This window comes from Butyrivibrio sp. LB2008 (assembly GCF_000621565.1).
Lineage (GTDB): Bacteria > Bacillota > Clostridia > Lachnospirales > Lachnospiraceae > Butyrivibrio.
In genome coordinates this window covers 344,277-358,845 of sequence record NZ_KK211306.1, presented here as the reverse complement: position 1 = coordinate 358,845, position 14,569 = coordinate 344,277, and the positions used below count along the sequence as shown (strand labels likewise).

At 38.8% G+C, this 14,569-nt stretch carries 13 protein-coding genes; all 13 read left to right on the top strand.

Features of this window, described 5'->3' with window-relative positions:
• Positions 1–158 precede the first annotated feature (158 nt).
• Positions 159–1,253, top strand: coding sequence for an ABC transporter substrate-binding protein (locus tag T356_RS19590; RefSeq protein ID WP_051563456.1), 1,095 nt, complete (start codon positions 159–161; stop codon positions 1,251–1,253).
• Between the two features lie 3 nt (positions 1,254–1,256).
• Entirely contained in the window at positions 1,257–2,282 is a 1,026-nt protein-coding gene (locus T356_RS0114190) for a FecCD family ABC transporter permease (RefSeq protein ID WP_026515053.1), read from the top strand.
• A gap of 3 nt (positions 2,283–2,285) precedes the next feature.
• Entirely contained in the window at positions 2,286–3,056 is a 771-nt protein-coding gene (locus tag T356_RS0114185) for an ABC transporter ATP-binding protein (protein WP_026515052.1), read from the top strand.
• A 62-nt stretch (positions 3,057–3,118) separates the two neighbouring features.
• A complete protein-coding gene (locus T356_RS0114180; RefSeq protein ID WP_026515051.1) occupies positions 3,119–5,287 on the top strand; it encodes an ATP-dependent helicase in 2,169 nt (722 codons plus the stop codon).
• Complete coding sequence (locus T356_RS0114175; RefSeq protein WP_026515050.1) at positions 5,265–6,098, top strand: FG-GAP repeat protein; 834 nt, start codon at positions 5,265–5,267, stop codon at positions 6,096–6,098. The genes T356_RS0114180 and T356_RS0114175 overlap by 23 nt, the downstream gene beginning before the upstream one ends.
• Positions 6,095–6,961 (top strand): hypothetical protein, encoded by an 867-nt coding sequence (locus tag T356_RS0114170; RefSeq protein WP_026515049.1) that lies wholly within the window; start codon positions 6,095–6,097, stop codon positions 6,959–6,961. The genes T356_RS0114175 and T356_RS0114170 overlap by 4 nt, the downstream gene beginning before the upstream one ends.
• A gap of 3 nt (positions 6,962–6,964) precedes the next feature.
• Entirely contained in the window at positions 6,965–8,074 is a 1,110-nt protein-coding gene (locus tag T356_RS0114165) for a hypothetical protein (protein ID WP_026515048.1), read from the top strand.
• A gap of 180 nt (positions 8,075–8,254) precedes the next feature.
• Positions 8,255–9,796 carry a hypothetical protein gene (locus T356_RS0114160; RefSeq protein ID WP_026515047.1) on the top strand — a complete coding sequence of 514 codons (1,542 nt, stop codon included), beginning with the start codon at positions 8,255–8,257 and terminating at the stop codon, positions 9,794–9,796.
• Between the two features lie 53 nt (positions 9,797–9,849).
• Positions 9,850–10,242 (top strand): hypothetical protein, encoded by a 393-nt coding sequence (locus tag T356_RS0114155; RefSeq protein WP_155839045.1) that lies wholly within the window; start codon positions 9,850–9,852, stop codon positions 10,240–10,242.
• A 161-nt stretch (positions 10,243–10,403) separates the two neighbouring features.
• A complete protein-coding gene (locus T356_RS0114150; protein ID WP_026515045.1) occupies positions 10,404–11,465 on the top strand; it encodes a hypothetical protein in 1,062 nt (353 codons plus the stop codon).
• Between the two features lie 156 nt (positions 11,466–11,621).
• Positions 11,622–12,107, top strand: a complete 486-nt coding sequence (locus T356_RS19585; protein ID WP_207640527.1) for a sensor histidine kinase — start codon at positions 11,622–11,624, stop codon at positions 12,105–12,107.
• Between the two features lie 353 nt (positions 12,108–12,460).
• Positions 12,461–13,540 (top strand): FtsW/RodA/SpoVE family cell cycle protein, encoded by a 1,080-nt coding sequence (locus T356_RS0114140; RefSeq protein ID WP_026515044.1) that lies wholly within the window; start codon positions 12,461–12,463, stop codon positions 13,538–13,540.
• A 28-nt stretch (positions 13,541–13,568) separates the two neighbouring features.
• Positions 13,569–14,465, top strand: coding sequence for a hypothetical protein (locus tag T356_RS0114135; protein WP_026515043.1), 897 nt, complete (start codon positions 13,569–13,571; stop codon positions 14,463–14,465).
• Positions 14,466–14,569 lie beyond the last annotated feature (104 nt).

Genomic DNA, 14,569 nt, shown 5'->3' with positions numbered 1-14,569 from the left:
CCAAGCCCTATCGACGAAGTCGATTCAAATTGGCTTGGTTGATGCATTCTTGAACTTTATGTTCAAGAATGCATAATGTTGAGATTCAGGGGGCAAAAAGTGATTTTTGCCTCTTTTGATGTGAAAACATAAAAAAATCAAGCGATAGAGGAGAAAGTATGAAAAAGAGATTTTTAGAATTGGCATTGGTGCTCACAATGATGTGTACCGGAGTATTTGGTTGTGCAAATAATGGCGCGAAGGAAGCAGGCGCGGAGGTAAGCGCCGAGGCGGGAGCTGAAGGGAGCTTATCAGAAAATGCAGCCGCCGGTACATCAGGTAGTTCGTCGGATGACACAGCGCAGAATGGAAAGACCGACAGGAGCGGTAATCCCATCGAAGTTCCTGAAAATGTAGAGACCATCATATCTATGGCGCCTTCTACAACACAGATTCTTATTGACCTTGGACTTGGTGACAAGATCGTTGCCTGCGACACATATTCTTATGGCAGTTATTCAGCAGATCTCAAAGCTGATATTCCTCAGTTCGACATGATGACACCGGATCAGGAAAAGATTGTTTCACTGAACGCCGATGTTGTTTTTACGACAGGAATGAGCGCGAGCCACGGCGAGGATGTATTTGCTTCGGTAAAAGAAGCAGGAATCTGCGTCTGCGATATACCAAGCAGTGCGAGCTTAGCTGATATTGAAGCAGATATTCTTTTCATCGGAGACGTTGTAAAAAAGAATGATGAGGCAAAGAAAATCGTAGCTGAAATGCAAGATAGCATCGCTGAAATAAAGAATGTAGCAATGAATATAAAGGATGATCAAAAGAAAAAGGTTCTTTTTGAGCTCTTTACACCGTCTGCCGAGTCTCCTACAATCTACACCGCAGGTTCAGGCACATATATCACCGAGATGATTGAGCTTATCGGTGCTGAGAATGTTGCGGGAAAAGAAAAGGATGACTGGCCGGCACTTACAGAGGAAGCAGCAATCGCGATGAATCCGCAGGTTATTCTCACTGCTGATATGTATACTGATGATGTTATAAACGTGCTTCTTGGAATGAGCGGCTGGGAGAATGTAACTGCGATCAAAGACAAAGCTGTATATCAGATTGACAATGACACTGTGAACAGACCAAACCACCACGTGGTAAGCGCTATGGTCGAGATGGCAAAAGCTATTTATCCCGAAGTGTACAAGGATCTGGAAGATCCTTTTGCAAATGACAATGCAAAAGAGGAAAAACCTGCAGCATAAGATATGAATACAAAGAAACAGATAAGAAAAATCTTTTTTATCATATTGATCACGGCTATATCGCTGGTGCTGTGTATATGCGCGGGGAGCGTTCTTCTTTCCGCGCGTGAGATGGCGGACATTCTTGCGTATAAGATGTTTGGAAAGGCGCTTCCGGACGCGGTAAACGTCTCGAACGTTTCAATTCTGTGGGAAATCAGGATGCCAAGGGTTTTCTGCGCTTTTTTTGCGGGAGCTGCGCTGTCTCTTAGCGGAGCCGTGATGCAGGCGGTTCTTCAGAATCCTTTGGCTTCGTCCTACACGATGGGCGTTTCTGCGGGGGCATCCCTTGGTGCAGCAGTTGTGATCATAACGGGAGCCGCGGGGAGCGTGCTTGGATACTTCCTTCTTCCGGCAGCAGGCTTTGGTGCGGGACTTCTTACGGTTTTCCTCGTAATTGCCTTTGCGGCAAGAATCGACAGGAATATGCACAACAACACATTGATCCTGTTCGGTATGGTTTTTTCGCTCTTTGTAAATGCGATGCTCACGATACTTAGCACAATGTCGAGCGAGCACGTGCAGAGACTTATCATGTGGCAGATGGGCTCTTTTTCGGGAAAAAGATGGGTTCATGTCGCCGCACTTTGCATTTGCACGTTAATAGGCGGATTTCTTCTTATCTTTTTCCACAGAGAGCTTGATATCATGACTTTTGGCGAAGAGCAGGCGATGAGCATAGGTGTTGATATTAAGAGGAAAAAGACAATGCTCCTTGCGATAGCGTCTTTCCTTACGGGCGCGGCTGTGTGCTTTTCGGGGATCATCGGATTTGTGGATCTTACGATTCCTCAGATCGTGCGAAAGATATTTGGCGCAAAGCACAGCGTGGTCCTTCCGATGTCGATGCTCCTGGGCGGCGTATTTATGGCACTTGCCGACATGGTATCGAGGACGATAATGGCACCGAGAGAAATCCCTGTCGGCGCGGTGACTGCTATGATCGGTGTTCCTGTTTTTGTCTGGATTTATTTTAAGGGGAGGGAGTGAGCTATGCTGATACGTTGTGAAAATGTCATATGCGGCTACGGCAGAACGCCTTCCGAGAATCCTGTTCTGAACGGGATAAATCTTGATATCGAAGAGGGCAAGAGCTATTGCATCCTCGGAGCAAACGGATGCGGCAAAACGACGCTTCTAAGGGCACTTTCGGGAATGCTTCCGTATGAGGGCAGTATAAGTCTTGAGGGCAAGCAGGTTTCAAAGCTTAAGCGAAAAGAGATCGCATCCAAGATGGCCATGCTGAGCCAGATCTCGCAGATCTACTTTTCATATACGGTCGAGGAAGCCGTGATGCTTGGAAGGTATCTGTACGCTGATAATTTCCTCGGAATTCCGGGAAAAAGAGACAGAGAGATAGTTTCCGAGTGCATAGAAAAGAACGGGCTAAAAGATCTCAGAAACCGCCAGATAAGCAGCCTTTCGGGCGGACAGATGCAGAGAATGCTTCTTGCACGTACAATGGCGCAGATGACGCCTATAATCATACTCGATGAGCCGACCAATCACCTTGATTTAAAATACAGGGCAGAGCTCGAATTTTTTTTGAAAGAGTGGAAGAAGGACAGCGGGCATACGCTTATCGGAGTCTTTCACGATATTAACTCAGCGATTGAGATTGGCGATGAGTTTATATTTATGAAGGACGGACAGATAGTTTTAAAGGGGACAAAAGAGATTTTACTGGAAGGCGATGGACTTCAGAAAATCTACGGTTTGGACGTAAAGGAATATATGAAGAAACAGCTGTCATTTTGGAAATGATCAGGCTTCAATAGATGATAGGCTCGATGGTATCTGAGGAAATGGTAAGCGAAAAGGAAATAATGACAGACAAGGAATTTATTGATAAATACGGACAAAAACTTAATAATGAGCAGATTGAAGCTGTAAGATCGGTTGAGGGCTTCGTTCTGCTTCTTGCAGTTCCGGGAAGCGGCAAGACAACGGTCCTTATAAATCGTCTCGGATATATGCTCTATGTAAAAGGAATACGACCTGAAAATATACTCACTCTTACCTATACCGTTGCCGCAACGAAGGATATGGCAAGACGATTTGAATCTGTATTTGGAAGAGCTTCATCTAATTTACTTGAATTTAGGACAATTAATGGAATCTGCTACGAAATAATAAGAGAATATGGAAGACGTATCGGCAAAAAGCCTTTTGATCTTATAACGGACGATAAGTTATCCGGAAAAATCCTTACAGACATATATACCGAAGTAATGGAAGAGTATCCCACAGAAAGCGATATAAAGAACGTTCGCACTCTTATAACATATTGTAAGAACATGCTTCTTACGGAAGAAGAGATAAAAAAGCGCGGAGAAGACGAAGGACTAGACCTCTTTAAAATATACGATCGTTACAATGCAGAATTAAAAGCAAGAAGTTTGATGGATTATGACGATCAGATGATCTATGCCTATAGAATGCTCAAAAGTTCTTCGGAGATGCTTTCTTTTTTCAAGAACAGATACAAATACATATGTGTAGATGAAGCACAGGATACTTCAAAAAGCCAGCATATGATAATTTCACTTCTTGCCGGAGAAAACGGTAATCTTTTCATGGTGGGAGATGAAGACCAGAGTATTTACGGTTTTAGAGCCGCATACCCCGATGCACTTCTTAATTTTGAAAAAGACCATAGAGGTGCAAGAGTTCTCGTAATGAATAAAAACTACAGATCAAATGCCAAGATTGTTGAGACGGCAGATCTTTTTATACAAAAGAACTTTAACCGCCACAATAAGCATATGTGCGCAGAAAGAGAAGCTTCTTCAGAAATAAACTACGTAACATTAAAGAGCAGAGATTCGCAATATAAATATCTTTTTGAAATGGCCGGGGCAAGTGATTCAGGGCTCGCGATTCTCTACAGGGATAACGAAAGTATTATTCCGCTTATCGATCTTCTCGAGAGAGAAGATTTTTCTTATAGAATAAAAAGCACTGATATGTCTTTTTTCTCAAACAGAGTAGTGGCTGATATTGCCAATATACTGAAATTTGCGTTAAATCCGTCGGATCCTGCGCTTTTTATGAATATCTACTTCAAGTTCCAAACATATCTTCGCAAACCTGATGCAGAGAAAATGATCTATATAGCAGACAGAAAGCACATCGGTATTTTGGATGCCGCAGAGAGTATTGATCTAAACGGGAGAGTCCTCGGGAATGTAAGGTCTCTCAGAACACATTTTAGAAACTTGGCTTTGGAGCCTCCGGCCAAAGCGCTTAATCGTATTGATAAATATATGGGATATGGTGATTATCTGAAAGATAACAACATTGCCACAAATAAGCTCTTTATATTAAAGATGCTGGCAAAAAAAGAAAAGACCATTCCCGGTTTCCTTGAAAGACTCGACCTGCTTCGCAAGATACTGACGGAAAAGAGAGAAGACTATAGGGCAAAACTTATTCTTTCGACCATCCACTCCAGCAAGGGGCTTGAATATGATAATGTTGTTCTGATGGACGTGATAAATGGCGTATTTCCCGGCAAGATGATCAAGAACTTTAAGAGCGCAACATCACAAGAGAAGCGCGATTACGAAGAGGAACGCCGGATTTTTTATGTGGGCATCACCAGGGCAAAAGATAATCTGACAATACTTAAATACGATGATGCACCATCTGTATTTACAGGCGAGCTTTCACCCAAGAAAAAGAAGGATATGGCAAAAACGCATGCAAATGCGAAAAAGGTAGAAAACGTTTTGTTAAAACCGACTCCGCTTCTAAAAAAGAAATCTGTTCCCGTTACATCCGGCGTAAATGTTCCGGACAATCTTATTATCGGAGAACGGATAATTCAGACAAAATACGGAGAAGGCATTATAACAGATGTTTCTTGGGATGACGATGAAGTGCCGACCAAGTTCACCGTAAAATTCGATAACGGAATAGAAAGGAAATTTGTATATCCTTTTGCATTTACTACCGGGATGAGGATACATAATGAGAATACTAAAAAGAAATAGAATTATAGCAATTATTGGCATAGCATTGATGATTTTATTAATAACCGCAGGATGTGGTTCAAATAAGAATTCAGACAACGAGTCCGGCGTGACCGACGAAGCAGAGAGCGCATTAAGCAATGAGGAGAGTACCGCAAACACTGAAGATGCTGCTTCGGAAGGAACTTTGGAAACAACAAACATATCAGAGAAGTGTATTGCAGATTACAATTCGTATGATGAGCTTATTGAAGATATAAAGAACTTACTGGATGTAATGGAAGAATCTGATGAAGATACTTTTTATGATCGGGCGAAGCAGTATGAATGGTATACATCTTGCATGTGGTGGAATTTAAAGAATGATAGTTTTGGATATTTACAAGCGGATATTGATGGGGACGGAGTAGACGAATTACTTTTGGGAACTGCCGGCTCGAAAGACAATTCAAATGATGTGTATATTGACAACATGTATACCATTAGAGACGGTAAAGTTGTTCCTGTATTTGAAAGCCTTTCAGACAGAGAGTGGTATGTTTTATATGAAGACGGCGTTTTTGTAAAAGAGATATATTATCCGGATGACTATTATAGTACTGAATATTTTAAATACACAGCGGGAAAGCAGGAGTTTATTGAAGGTATTTATTATAATACTACCATCTTTGACAGGGAAAAGGGTGAGTACCAGGAGGACATCTACTATTCTGATAGTTCTTCGAAGGAACGTGAATTGACTAGAAAAGAGTATTTTGAGATGGGCGAAGAGCTTCAGCATAAATATAATTTACCAAAGTTTCAACTTCATCTATTTAAGGAAAAACAATGAGATTACGAATAATACTTCCGCTTTCTATACTTATACTTGCAACCGCATGTGAATCCCAAAATAAAAAACTGATCGAAATGGAATCTGAGCTTGTTCAAGATCAGGGAAGTGCTCAGATCAGTGTTTATAATGACGATTATATGGATCATGGCAAGAAAAAGAATTATACCTACATTGATATAATCAAAGACCTGATGAATAATCCGGATTTTGATGTCGAAAGCACAGAAGAGATCCGAAAGGATACAATTGCCGAAATTATGAATAAATCTTATAACGTTACATGTAAGAAATGCGGAAAAGAGGTATATTCATGTTCTATAGAAATTATTAAGCTACCTGAAAACTATACTGAAGGTGCGCCAAAGATAAACGAATATATGCAAAAAGAATTAGATGGTTTGCAGAGTTACTCTGTAGACTTAGAATGTGATTTTCATCCTCATGATTATTCCGGAATGTGCTTTGATAATGATGTCATTGATTCCATTAACGTTATCAACGATAAATTTCTGACCGTAGATGTTTCCTCCTGTTGCGCTATCGGAGGTGCAAGCAGAGCCTATGCTAATAATCAACTTATATTTGATCTGACTACCGGCGAGAAATTATCTTTTAAGGATTTTTTTAAAGGAAGTGACGATGACTTCAAAAAAATAGTTAAAGAAAAATACGGCGACGAATCTTCCATGGAAATTGCGGAATGGATTGTTAGCGATGGCGATTCACACATTGCTTATAGAGATGATGCAGTTGTTTTATTTGCTACAAAGTTCGATCTGACAGGCGCCTCAGATTCCAATCTGGTAGAATATGAATTCACATATCAGGAAATGTTTGGTACAGATACTTTGACAAGATAGCTTTTGAAAAAAATATATATAATTTATGAAAGAGCTGGAAGAATAGAAGATGTAAAGGGTGGAATTTATTTGGAGAACAAGTTGCTAGTGAGAAAACAGTTATTATTTACGACAATTATTGCTACTTTGGTGCTATGTGCATGTGCTAAAGAAAAAATTGTATCTGATGACGTGAGCACAGAAGAAAACAGAACTGTATCTGATGGCGTGAGTATAGAAGAAAATAGTGATTTGGCTGCTTCTCAAGAAGAGACAGATGTGATAGATCACACAAAAAGTCCTAAAAGCAGAGAAGAAGTGAATATCGATGCTGAATCTACAGCTCTTTATGATAAGTTTCTGGCGGATGAAGTAAAGGCTACCTTTTACAAAAAAGGGGATAACAGCGATTTATATTTTCTTTCTGCATTCCTTAAAGATGGCGAAAATTATACATTATCTGAAATAATAGATGGGGAAATCAGTTATAGACGGGATAAATATCAAGAAAATTTGAAATTTGATGTTTTTAAGGATTCATATATTGATTGTGGATTAGATGGAGATATTGAGATGGTTGTTGAAATATATTTTGAAGAGTCTCATTTTCCTCTATATATGATAATCAAGAATGTGGCCGGTAGTTTGAAGGTTTGTTTTGCTGGCTCTAACAGTGGAAGGAAAGGGACAGACATTGAATATAATGGAGTGGTTTCTGAATATTTGAGCTTTGGACGCGAATCAAATATTGAAAACTATGCATACATAGATGCAAAGGGAGACTATAATTCATGGTATGAAAACGAGAACCATCGCTATTTCGGTGGTGATGAGGGTGATACGCTTTATGACTGCTTTAATGTGGATTCCAATATATTTAGAGGAGTAGAAGAACTGCGTGTGAGTTTCATCAGATTTGATAATGAGCAGGAATACGCTCAGTTTTTTCTATTGGATGATTATGATGGCGAGGAAATAGATGATGTTCCTATCAATGGCGTTAATCCTTATGATGAAGCTCGAAAAATATTGACTGAAAAAGGTTACCCCATTATTAGTTCCGAGGAAGCAACAACTTTAATTGATAACAGAAGACGTGAGATTGGACTTACTGATGAAATTTATAGCTATTGAGGCGAATTGTGACATGGAAACATCTGATTATGACACATTTTGGGATAAAGCATTGCCGTATGAATTGTTTTTTTGGAACTAATGGTTCGGAAGAAAATCCAGATGATGTGTATATTGGATAGTGTGTTTACCATTAGAGAGGGCAATGCAGCTTCAACTTCATCTTTTTAAGGATAAACAATGAGACAAAATATAATAATAACGTTAATTTTACTTATATTTCTTACAGGTTGTGGAGCAACAGCCGAAAAAACTCCTATAAATCCGGAATCTGAGGATAAATCAGCCGAAGCATATTCTGATTCTAAAACTAAGTTAATTGAAATAGAATCTGAGCTTGTTCCTGAGCAGGGGCTTGTACAGATCTGCGTTTATAATGATGATTTTATAGATCAAGGAATTGAAACTCAATATACCTTCATCGATATCATAAAAGATAATGAAACAAAAGCGACTATAAATACGCATCACCAGTTTAGTGAAATCACGGATATAGATTGCTTTGACTATAGTAATGATGAAGAAAAAGATATTGCAGTTATTGGTAAATCGGATTCTTATACTACTGTATTTCTGTGCGAAACTGCTTCTGACTATTATTACACCGATTTTTATCCGCAACGGTTTTGTGGAGATTTTGTTCAAGAGTCGTTAGGTAATGATTTTTCTATGAGTAAATTAAAGTCTATATTGTCGAAGGAGGGTGTAGGAAGTTTAGCTAAAATTTTGATTAATGACGCGGAAAAAGTTACATATAGTGATTACAAATCGGCATATATTAATTTTCTTAAAGTTCTTGATAAGTGCGGAGTTGATGAATATGGTTGTTCGGGAGGAGCATATTCAATATATGACATTGACAAAGATTCTATACCTGAATTAATTGTACACTATGGAGACTGTGGAGCTAATCTTCATGCATTTGTATTTACATATACTGATAACAAAGTTAAGTGTATTGATGAGATAGGCACCGGTCACAGTGAGTTCTATGCATATCCAAGCGGCAATGGAATATTGCAATCTTGGGCGCATATGGGAGGAGAAGAATTTACCCTTTTTTCTTTAAATAATAATGAGCTAACAGCAAAAGAATTATATTCCGGAAGTACTGTGTATGAAGATCCGGAAACCGGAGAATATGATATAAAATTCACACCGGAAAGGGATGTAGTGCCTGATACATATTTTCTTACATCATTTGTACCTGATAATGTATTTCCGATAGAAAAATATGAGACTATCTCAGCATACGTGCCATCTCAAGACAATGCGAATTATACCTTTCCGGATAATAATCCAAAATTTTATTCAGAAATCATGGAAAAAGACAATATTGTGAATGCAGTGTCTAAGTACAGGAATGATCCGGTTTATAAAGATATTCATTTTAGTGATTTTTTAAAAAAGCTAGAGCATTCTCCATCGGAAATACATGATATAACATATGCAGATCTTAATTTGGATAATGTGTATGAATGTATTTTTTATGTTCTGGAAAAAGATAGTAAAGATTCTATTCGTATAATTCTGAGTAAGCAGGGAGATGATATTTATGCATATTATGATTCATATTACATGGCAAGTACTGGGTGGGGGGAGGCTGAAAAAACCGATATTACAGAAAATGGATTCTTTATAGAAGAGCCTAATGAACACTTCTTCCAAAATCGAGTTATGTATGATAAAGAAAAATGGTTTTACTATTCCGCGCCTTATTAATCTATACTCATGACTGATTTAAGTTATTTATTGATTTGGAGAACAAGTTGCTAGTGAGAAAACAGTTATTATTTACGACAATTATTGCTACTTTGGTGCTATGTGCATGTGCTAAAGAAAAAACTGTATCTGATGGCGTGAGTATAGAAGAAAATAGTGATTTGGCTGCTTCTCAAGAAGAGACAGATGTGATAGATCACACAAAAAGTCCTAAATGCAGAGAAGAAGTGAATATCGATGCTGAATCCGCAGCTCTTTATGATAAGTTTCTGGCGGATGAAGTAAAGGCTACCTTTTACAAAAAAGGGGATAACAGCGATTTATATTTTCTTTCTGCATTCCTTAAAGATGGCGAAAATTATACATTATCTGAAATAATAGATGGGGAAATCAGTTATAGACGGGATAAATATCAAGATTTTACGTCCACTTCATCTCTGTTCTGAGGTTTTTTATATGACAGAGTACTTCGGAAATTGTAATAGATGTATTCCAAAGGTTATTCCGAGCCATATATAAGAAATCGGAGAATGCCGCTGTTTTAAAGGGTATGATGATATAGTCCAAAGGATAATGGAAAAATTTTGCTGGTTAAAGGATTAGAAAGATGAGGCTACACATAATAATACCGCTACTTTTACTTATATTTACTACAGGCTGTGGATCAGCGGGGAAAGAAAGCTCAATAGATCCGGAACCTGAAGATAAAGCAGTCGAATTATGTTCTGATTCCAAAGAAAAGTTGATAGAAATCGAAGCTGAGCTTGTTCCTCAGCGGGGACTTGCACAGATCTGCGTTTATAATGACGTTTTTGTAGATGACGGTGTTAAAACCAAATATACCTTTATTGATATCATAAAAGATAATGAGACAAATGAAACCATAAATACACATTGCCTTTTCAGTGAAATCACAGACATAGATTGTTTTGAATGTGCCTACGATGGGGAAGAAGGGGAAAAAGAAATTGTAATTATTGGTAATTCCTCTTCTCACACTACTGTTTGTGTGTGCGGAACATGTTTCAATGGCTCTAGTTATCGTTCATGTCTGTTTTATGGAGATTCTATTCAAGGATTGCTTGGAAATGATTTTTCTATGAATGAATTAAAGACTGTATTGTTGAAGGATGGAGTAGATGGAGTACGTAGTTTAGCCAGAACTATAATAAGTGATGCGGAAAAAAATACCTATAGTGATTACAAATCAGCATATATTGATTTTCTTAAGGTCATTGATTATTTGGAAGTTGAGGAATGTGGCTGTCCCGGGGCATTTTATTCAATATATGACATCAACAAAGATTCAACGCCTGAATTAATAGTATTAGGCTTTCACTGTGTATGGGTATATACGTATAGTGACGGCAAAGTTCATTATGTTGGTGAGTTTGGCTATAATCACGACGAGTTATTTCTATCTCCGAGCATAAAAGGAATAATTATGGCTGGAGCCTGGATGGGAGACGAATGGGTTGAACTATATTCTTTAAAAAATAATAAGCTCACATCAAAAGAATTATATTCCGGAAGAACGTTTTTTGAAGATCCGGAAACGGGTGACTATGATGATAAATATACATCTATAGAAGATGTGGTTCCTGATGCATATTCTCTTACATCATTTGCGCCTGATGATGTACTTCCAATAGAAAAGTATGAAGATTGATATGGAGAATAATCTGATAATGAGAAAAAGGTTAGTATTTACAGTGATGAACAACGCCTTGAATATGCCGGAAAGATTGATTCTCAGATCAATAAGATGACATGGCTTATCAGGAATCTCCTTGCGCTTTCTCAGATGGAAGCGGGAGTCTTGGAGATGAAGGAAGAAAAGGCGGACTTGAATGAAGTGATCATGGATATATCAGAGCCGATCGTGATCATGGCAGAAGTTGCAGAGGTGGAATACATCTGCAATATTCCTGAAGGTGTTGAACTCAAAGTGGATACACACTGGTTTAAAGAGGCTCTTTCAAATATAATCAAAAACTCCATTGAGCATACCGATGCAGGTGGCTTTGTTAAGGTATCTGCCGCGCAGAATAATCTGCGTACTACTATTGTTATAGAGGATAACGGGAAAGGAATCGGAAAAGAACATCTTCCGCATATATTTGAAAGATTCTATAAGGCAGGGAATTCATCTTATGACAGCGTAGGAATCGGCCTTGCCATAGCAAGGCAGATAATCCATGCGCATGATGGAAAAATAGAGGTAGAAAGTGAAGTTGGTAAGGGAACAAAGTTTACTGTAACGCTATATCGGAATGTCTTTTCTTTCGTATTAACGACTTTTGCCGTATAAAACCAAAAGAACAGGCATGTCAAAAGAAGCTGTCCCAACATTCTTATCATAAATCGAAATTCAGAGTTAAAGATTCCCGGTAGTAAATTGCTATATATATAATCCCAGAACAACGTGTTTATAAGATCTCCGGCTTCGAACAAGATAAAGTATATTACAATGTTTAAGAGTGCTTTAGGGGTAGAAGAAAAAGATTTGCCATTCATGATGTCGTCTCCTTTGAGTGTTTTCGGCTTACTAAATGATAACGTATGTTATGAAAGTTTTGTGAATCCTGCCCGTTTTCGCTTTACAGTGGCAGTACGATAATGTACAACTATCATATCATACTTCATGGAGGAGTTTTTTTCTATATGCATCGTAAGATTGAGTGGGATGTTGTTATTATAGCAGCGCTTATAGGAGTTATAAGCATCATTGTACATTGGTTTATGGGAAAAGATAAATCAATAAAATTAACCGGGAACAGTACTTTCTATACAAGTGTTGGCATTGGAATAATTGTCATGATCGCGGTGTATATGATAGGCCATAATCTGATAGCAAAGCGGGCAAAAGAGATTGCGATAGGCATAATACTGATTCTGGTATTTCTTAGGTTTCAACCAGAAAATATGTATCTCGGATTTGGCTCCGTGAAAGTTTTGACTGCGGCGGTTATGTGTCTCTATGTTCCGGTTTACGGAGCGGTTCTGCATAAATACAGGCGCGGCGGGATTTTGGAGCTTCTAAAGGCGATACTTTGGATGATCGTTCCCATTTTGATCATACATAAAAGCACGCGTGTGATGACGGAGATTGTGCTTTTGTCGGCTATGATCATGCAGCTTTTGTATTGTATCAAGAAAAGATGGTTTAAGATAAATTTTCTTTTATCTCTGGCAGCACTTGCGGTTATCGTGCTTGCTGCATCGGTATTTGTCGATAAGACCGGAGTGATCGCAAGATGGGGGCATAAAACAATGAGCAATGTCTTTTCTCTGGACGATTCAACGGTTCAATCGTTCTTCGATGTGAATCTTGTCGGCAGTTCGGGAAAAGAGAATTTGAAATTTTTGCCAAAGCCCGACCTGGATTATCTGCTTGCATATCAGGCAAATCGATATGGACTTTTACCGGCGATCGGCATTGCACTTCTGGTTATAGCTGTTATCGCATTTGGCTACAAGTCGGTCTTTAGGTGTAAAAACGATCTCAGTTTCCTGATGGGAACAGGGTGTCTTAACGTCCTTTTGGAAAATACAGTGATCAACATATTTGAAAATACCGGGACGATACCATACACTGATACGTTCTTGCCGTTCTTTTCATCACAAACGAGTTATATTGTGATGGCTTATATCTTTGTGGGAATAATACTCAGTGTTTGCAAAGGTAAAGGTACAAGGGACAGGTTCTTTAGATATGCTGTAAGGAACTTGATGCGCTACTGAATGATTTAAGTTAGAGGAGCAAGAAGAGATGATGAATAAGAGACGTATTTTTTATCTAATAACTGCACTGGTGATATCTTCTGCGGTAGGCTGCGGAAAGAGTGATACAAACGAAGCGCCGGAAGCCGGAAGTTCAAATTCAAATTCAGAAGTTTCGGTAGAAGCTTCGATTGATTCGTCGGATTCCGAGGAATCAACAGGCGAAGAGAGTGAGACTGCACCTGTTATTGCAGACGACGATTTTTCGAATCTGTACAGCGAAGCAAAAGAATGTCCTAACGCCGAGAACTTCGAAGGAAAGTGGTACACAGGGACACATTCGTCTGTCAGTGGCGATATGACGATAACAGATCAGAATGAAAAAGGTTTCCATTTTGCGGGATTTTTCAGCTACTATCTAAATTCAGGTGAAGCTGAGGGCGACGCGGTTTTTGTAAAAGATAACGTTGCTATCTACAAATATCCCGAAGAGGAAGATGAGTATTTAGGTTTCGTTATGGACGGTGATACTATGCATGTCGTTCAAAAGGGCATACTTGGCATGGGCATGAACGTATCGGCGCAGGGAGAATACTCGCAAAAAGAACCTGAATATGTAAATGCTGATATCATCAACAAAGCTTACACCGAGTCTCAATTATCGGAGATAAAAAAGATGATAGGCGACGATGAAGTGTACGATGATTACTTTAAGTTTGGAACTGAGATAGGAGCGGTTGATTATAAGGATACCGAAACCAAGACAGGCGAGAAGTGCAGAGTTGTGGATTGCATTGTCCCTACTTATGGTGTGGAATATAAGGCTGTGATGACGGATAGCGGAAAGATATATCTTAGTCTCAATGTAGGTGGAGAAGGCGATAAATTATATACAAACGATTCCGAATATACAGAAAAAACCGTGCCTGAAACAGTGGAGGAGTGACGGTAGGTTAAGGAAAGAAATATGGGTTTGTAAATAACTCTTTGAAAAACTGCTTGAAAATTTCACTCTACGCTGCTTGAAAATGAAGAACACAGATAGAAGGA

Coding starts and splice junctions, on each gene's coding strand:
- T356_RS19590 (WP_051563456.1), top strand. CDS start 159: ATGAAAAAGAGATTTTTAGAATTGGCATTGGTGCTCACAATGATGTGT.
- T356_RS0114190 (WP_026515053.1), top strand. CDS start 1,257: ATGAATACAAAGAAACAGATAAGAAAAATCTTTTTTATCATATTGATC.
- T356_RS0114185 (WP_026515052.1), top strand. CDS start 2,286: ATGCTGATACGTTGTGAAAATGTCATATGCGGCTACGGCAGAACGCCT.
- T356_RS0114180 (WP_026515051.1), top strand. CDS start 3,119: ATGACAGACAAGGAATTTATTGATAAATACGGACAAAAACTTAATAAT.
- T356_RS0114175 (WP_026515050.1), top strand. CDS start 5,265: ATGAGAATACTAAAAAGAAATAGAATTATAGCAATTATTGGCATAGCA.
- T356_RS0114170 (WP_026515049.1), top strand. CDS start 6,095: ATGAGATTACGAATAATACTTCCGCTTTCTATACTTATACTTGCAACC.
- T356_RS0114160 (WP_026515047.1), top strand. CDS start 8,255: ATGAGACAAAATATAATAATAACGTTAATTTTACTTATATTTCTTACA.
- T356_RS0114150 (WP_026515045.1), top strand. CDS start 10,404: ATGAGGCTACACATAATAATACCGCTACTTTTACTTATATTTACTACA.
- T356_RS19585 (WP_207640527.1), top strand. CDS start 11,622: ATGAAGGAAGAAAAGGCGGACTTGAATGAAGTGATCATGGATATATCA.
- T356_RS0114140 (WP_026515044.1), top strand. CDS start 12,461: ATGCATCGTAAGATTGAGTGGGATGTTGTTATTATAGCAGCGCTTATA.
- T356_RS0114135 (WP_026515043.1), top strand. CDS start 13,569: ATGATGAATAAGAGACGTATTTTTTATCTAATAACTGCACTGGTGATA.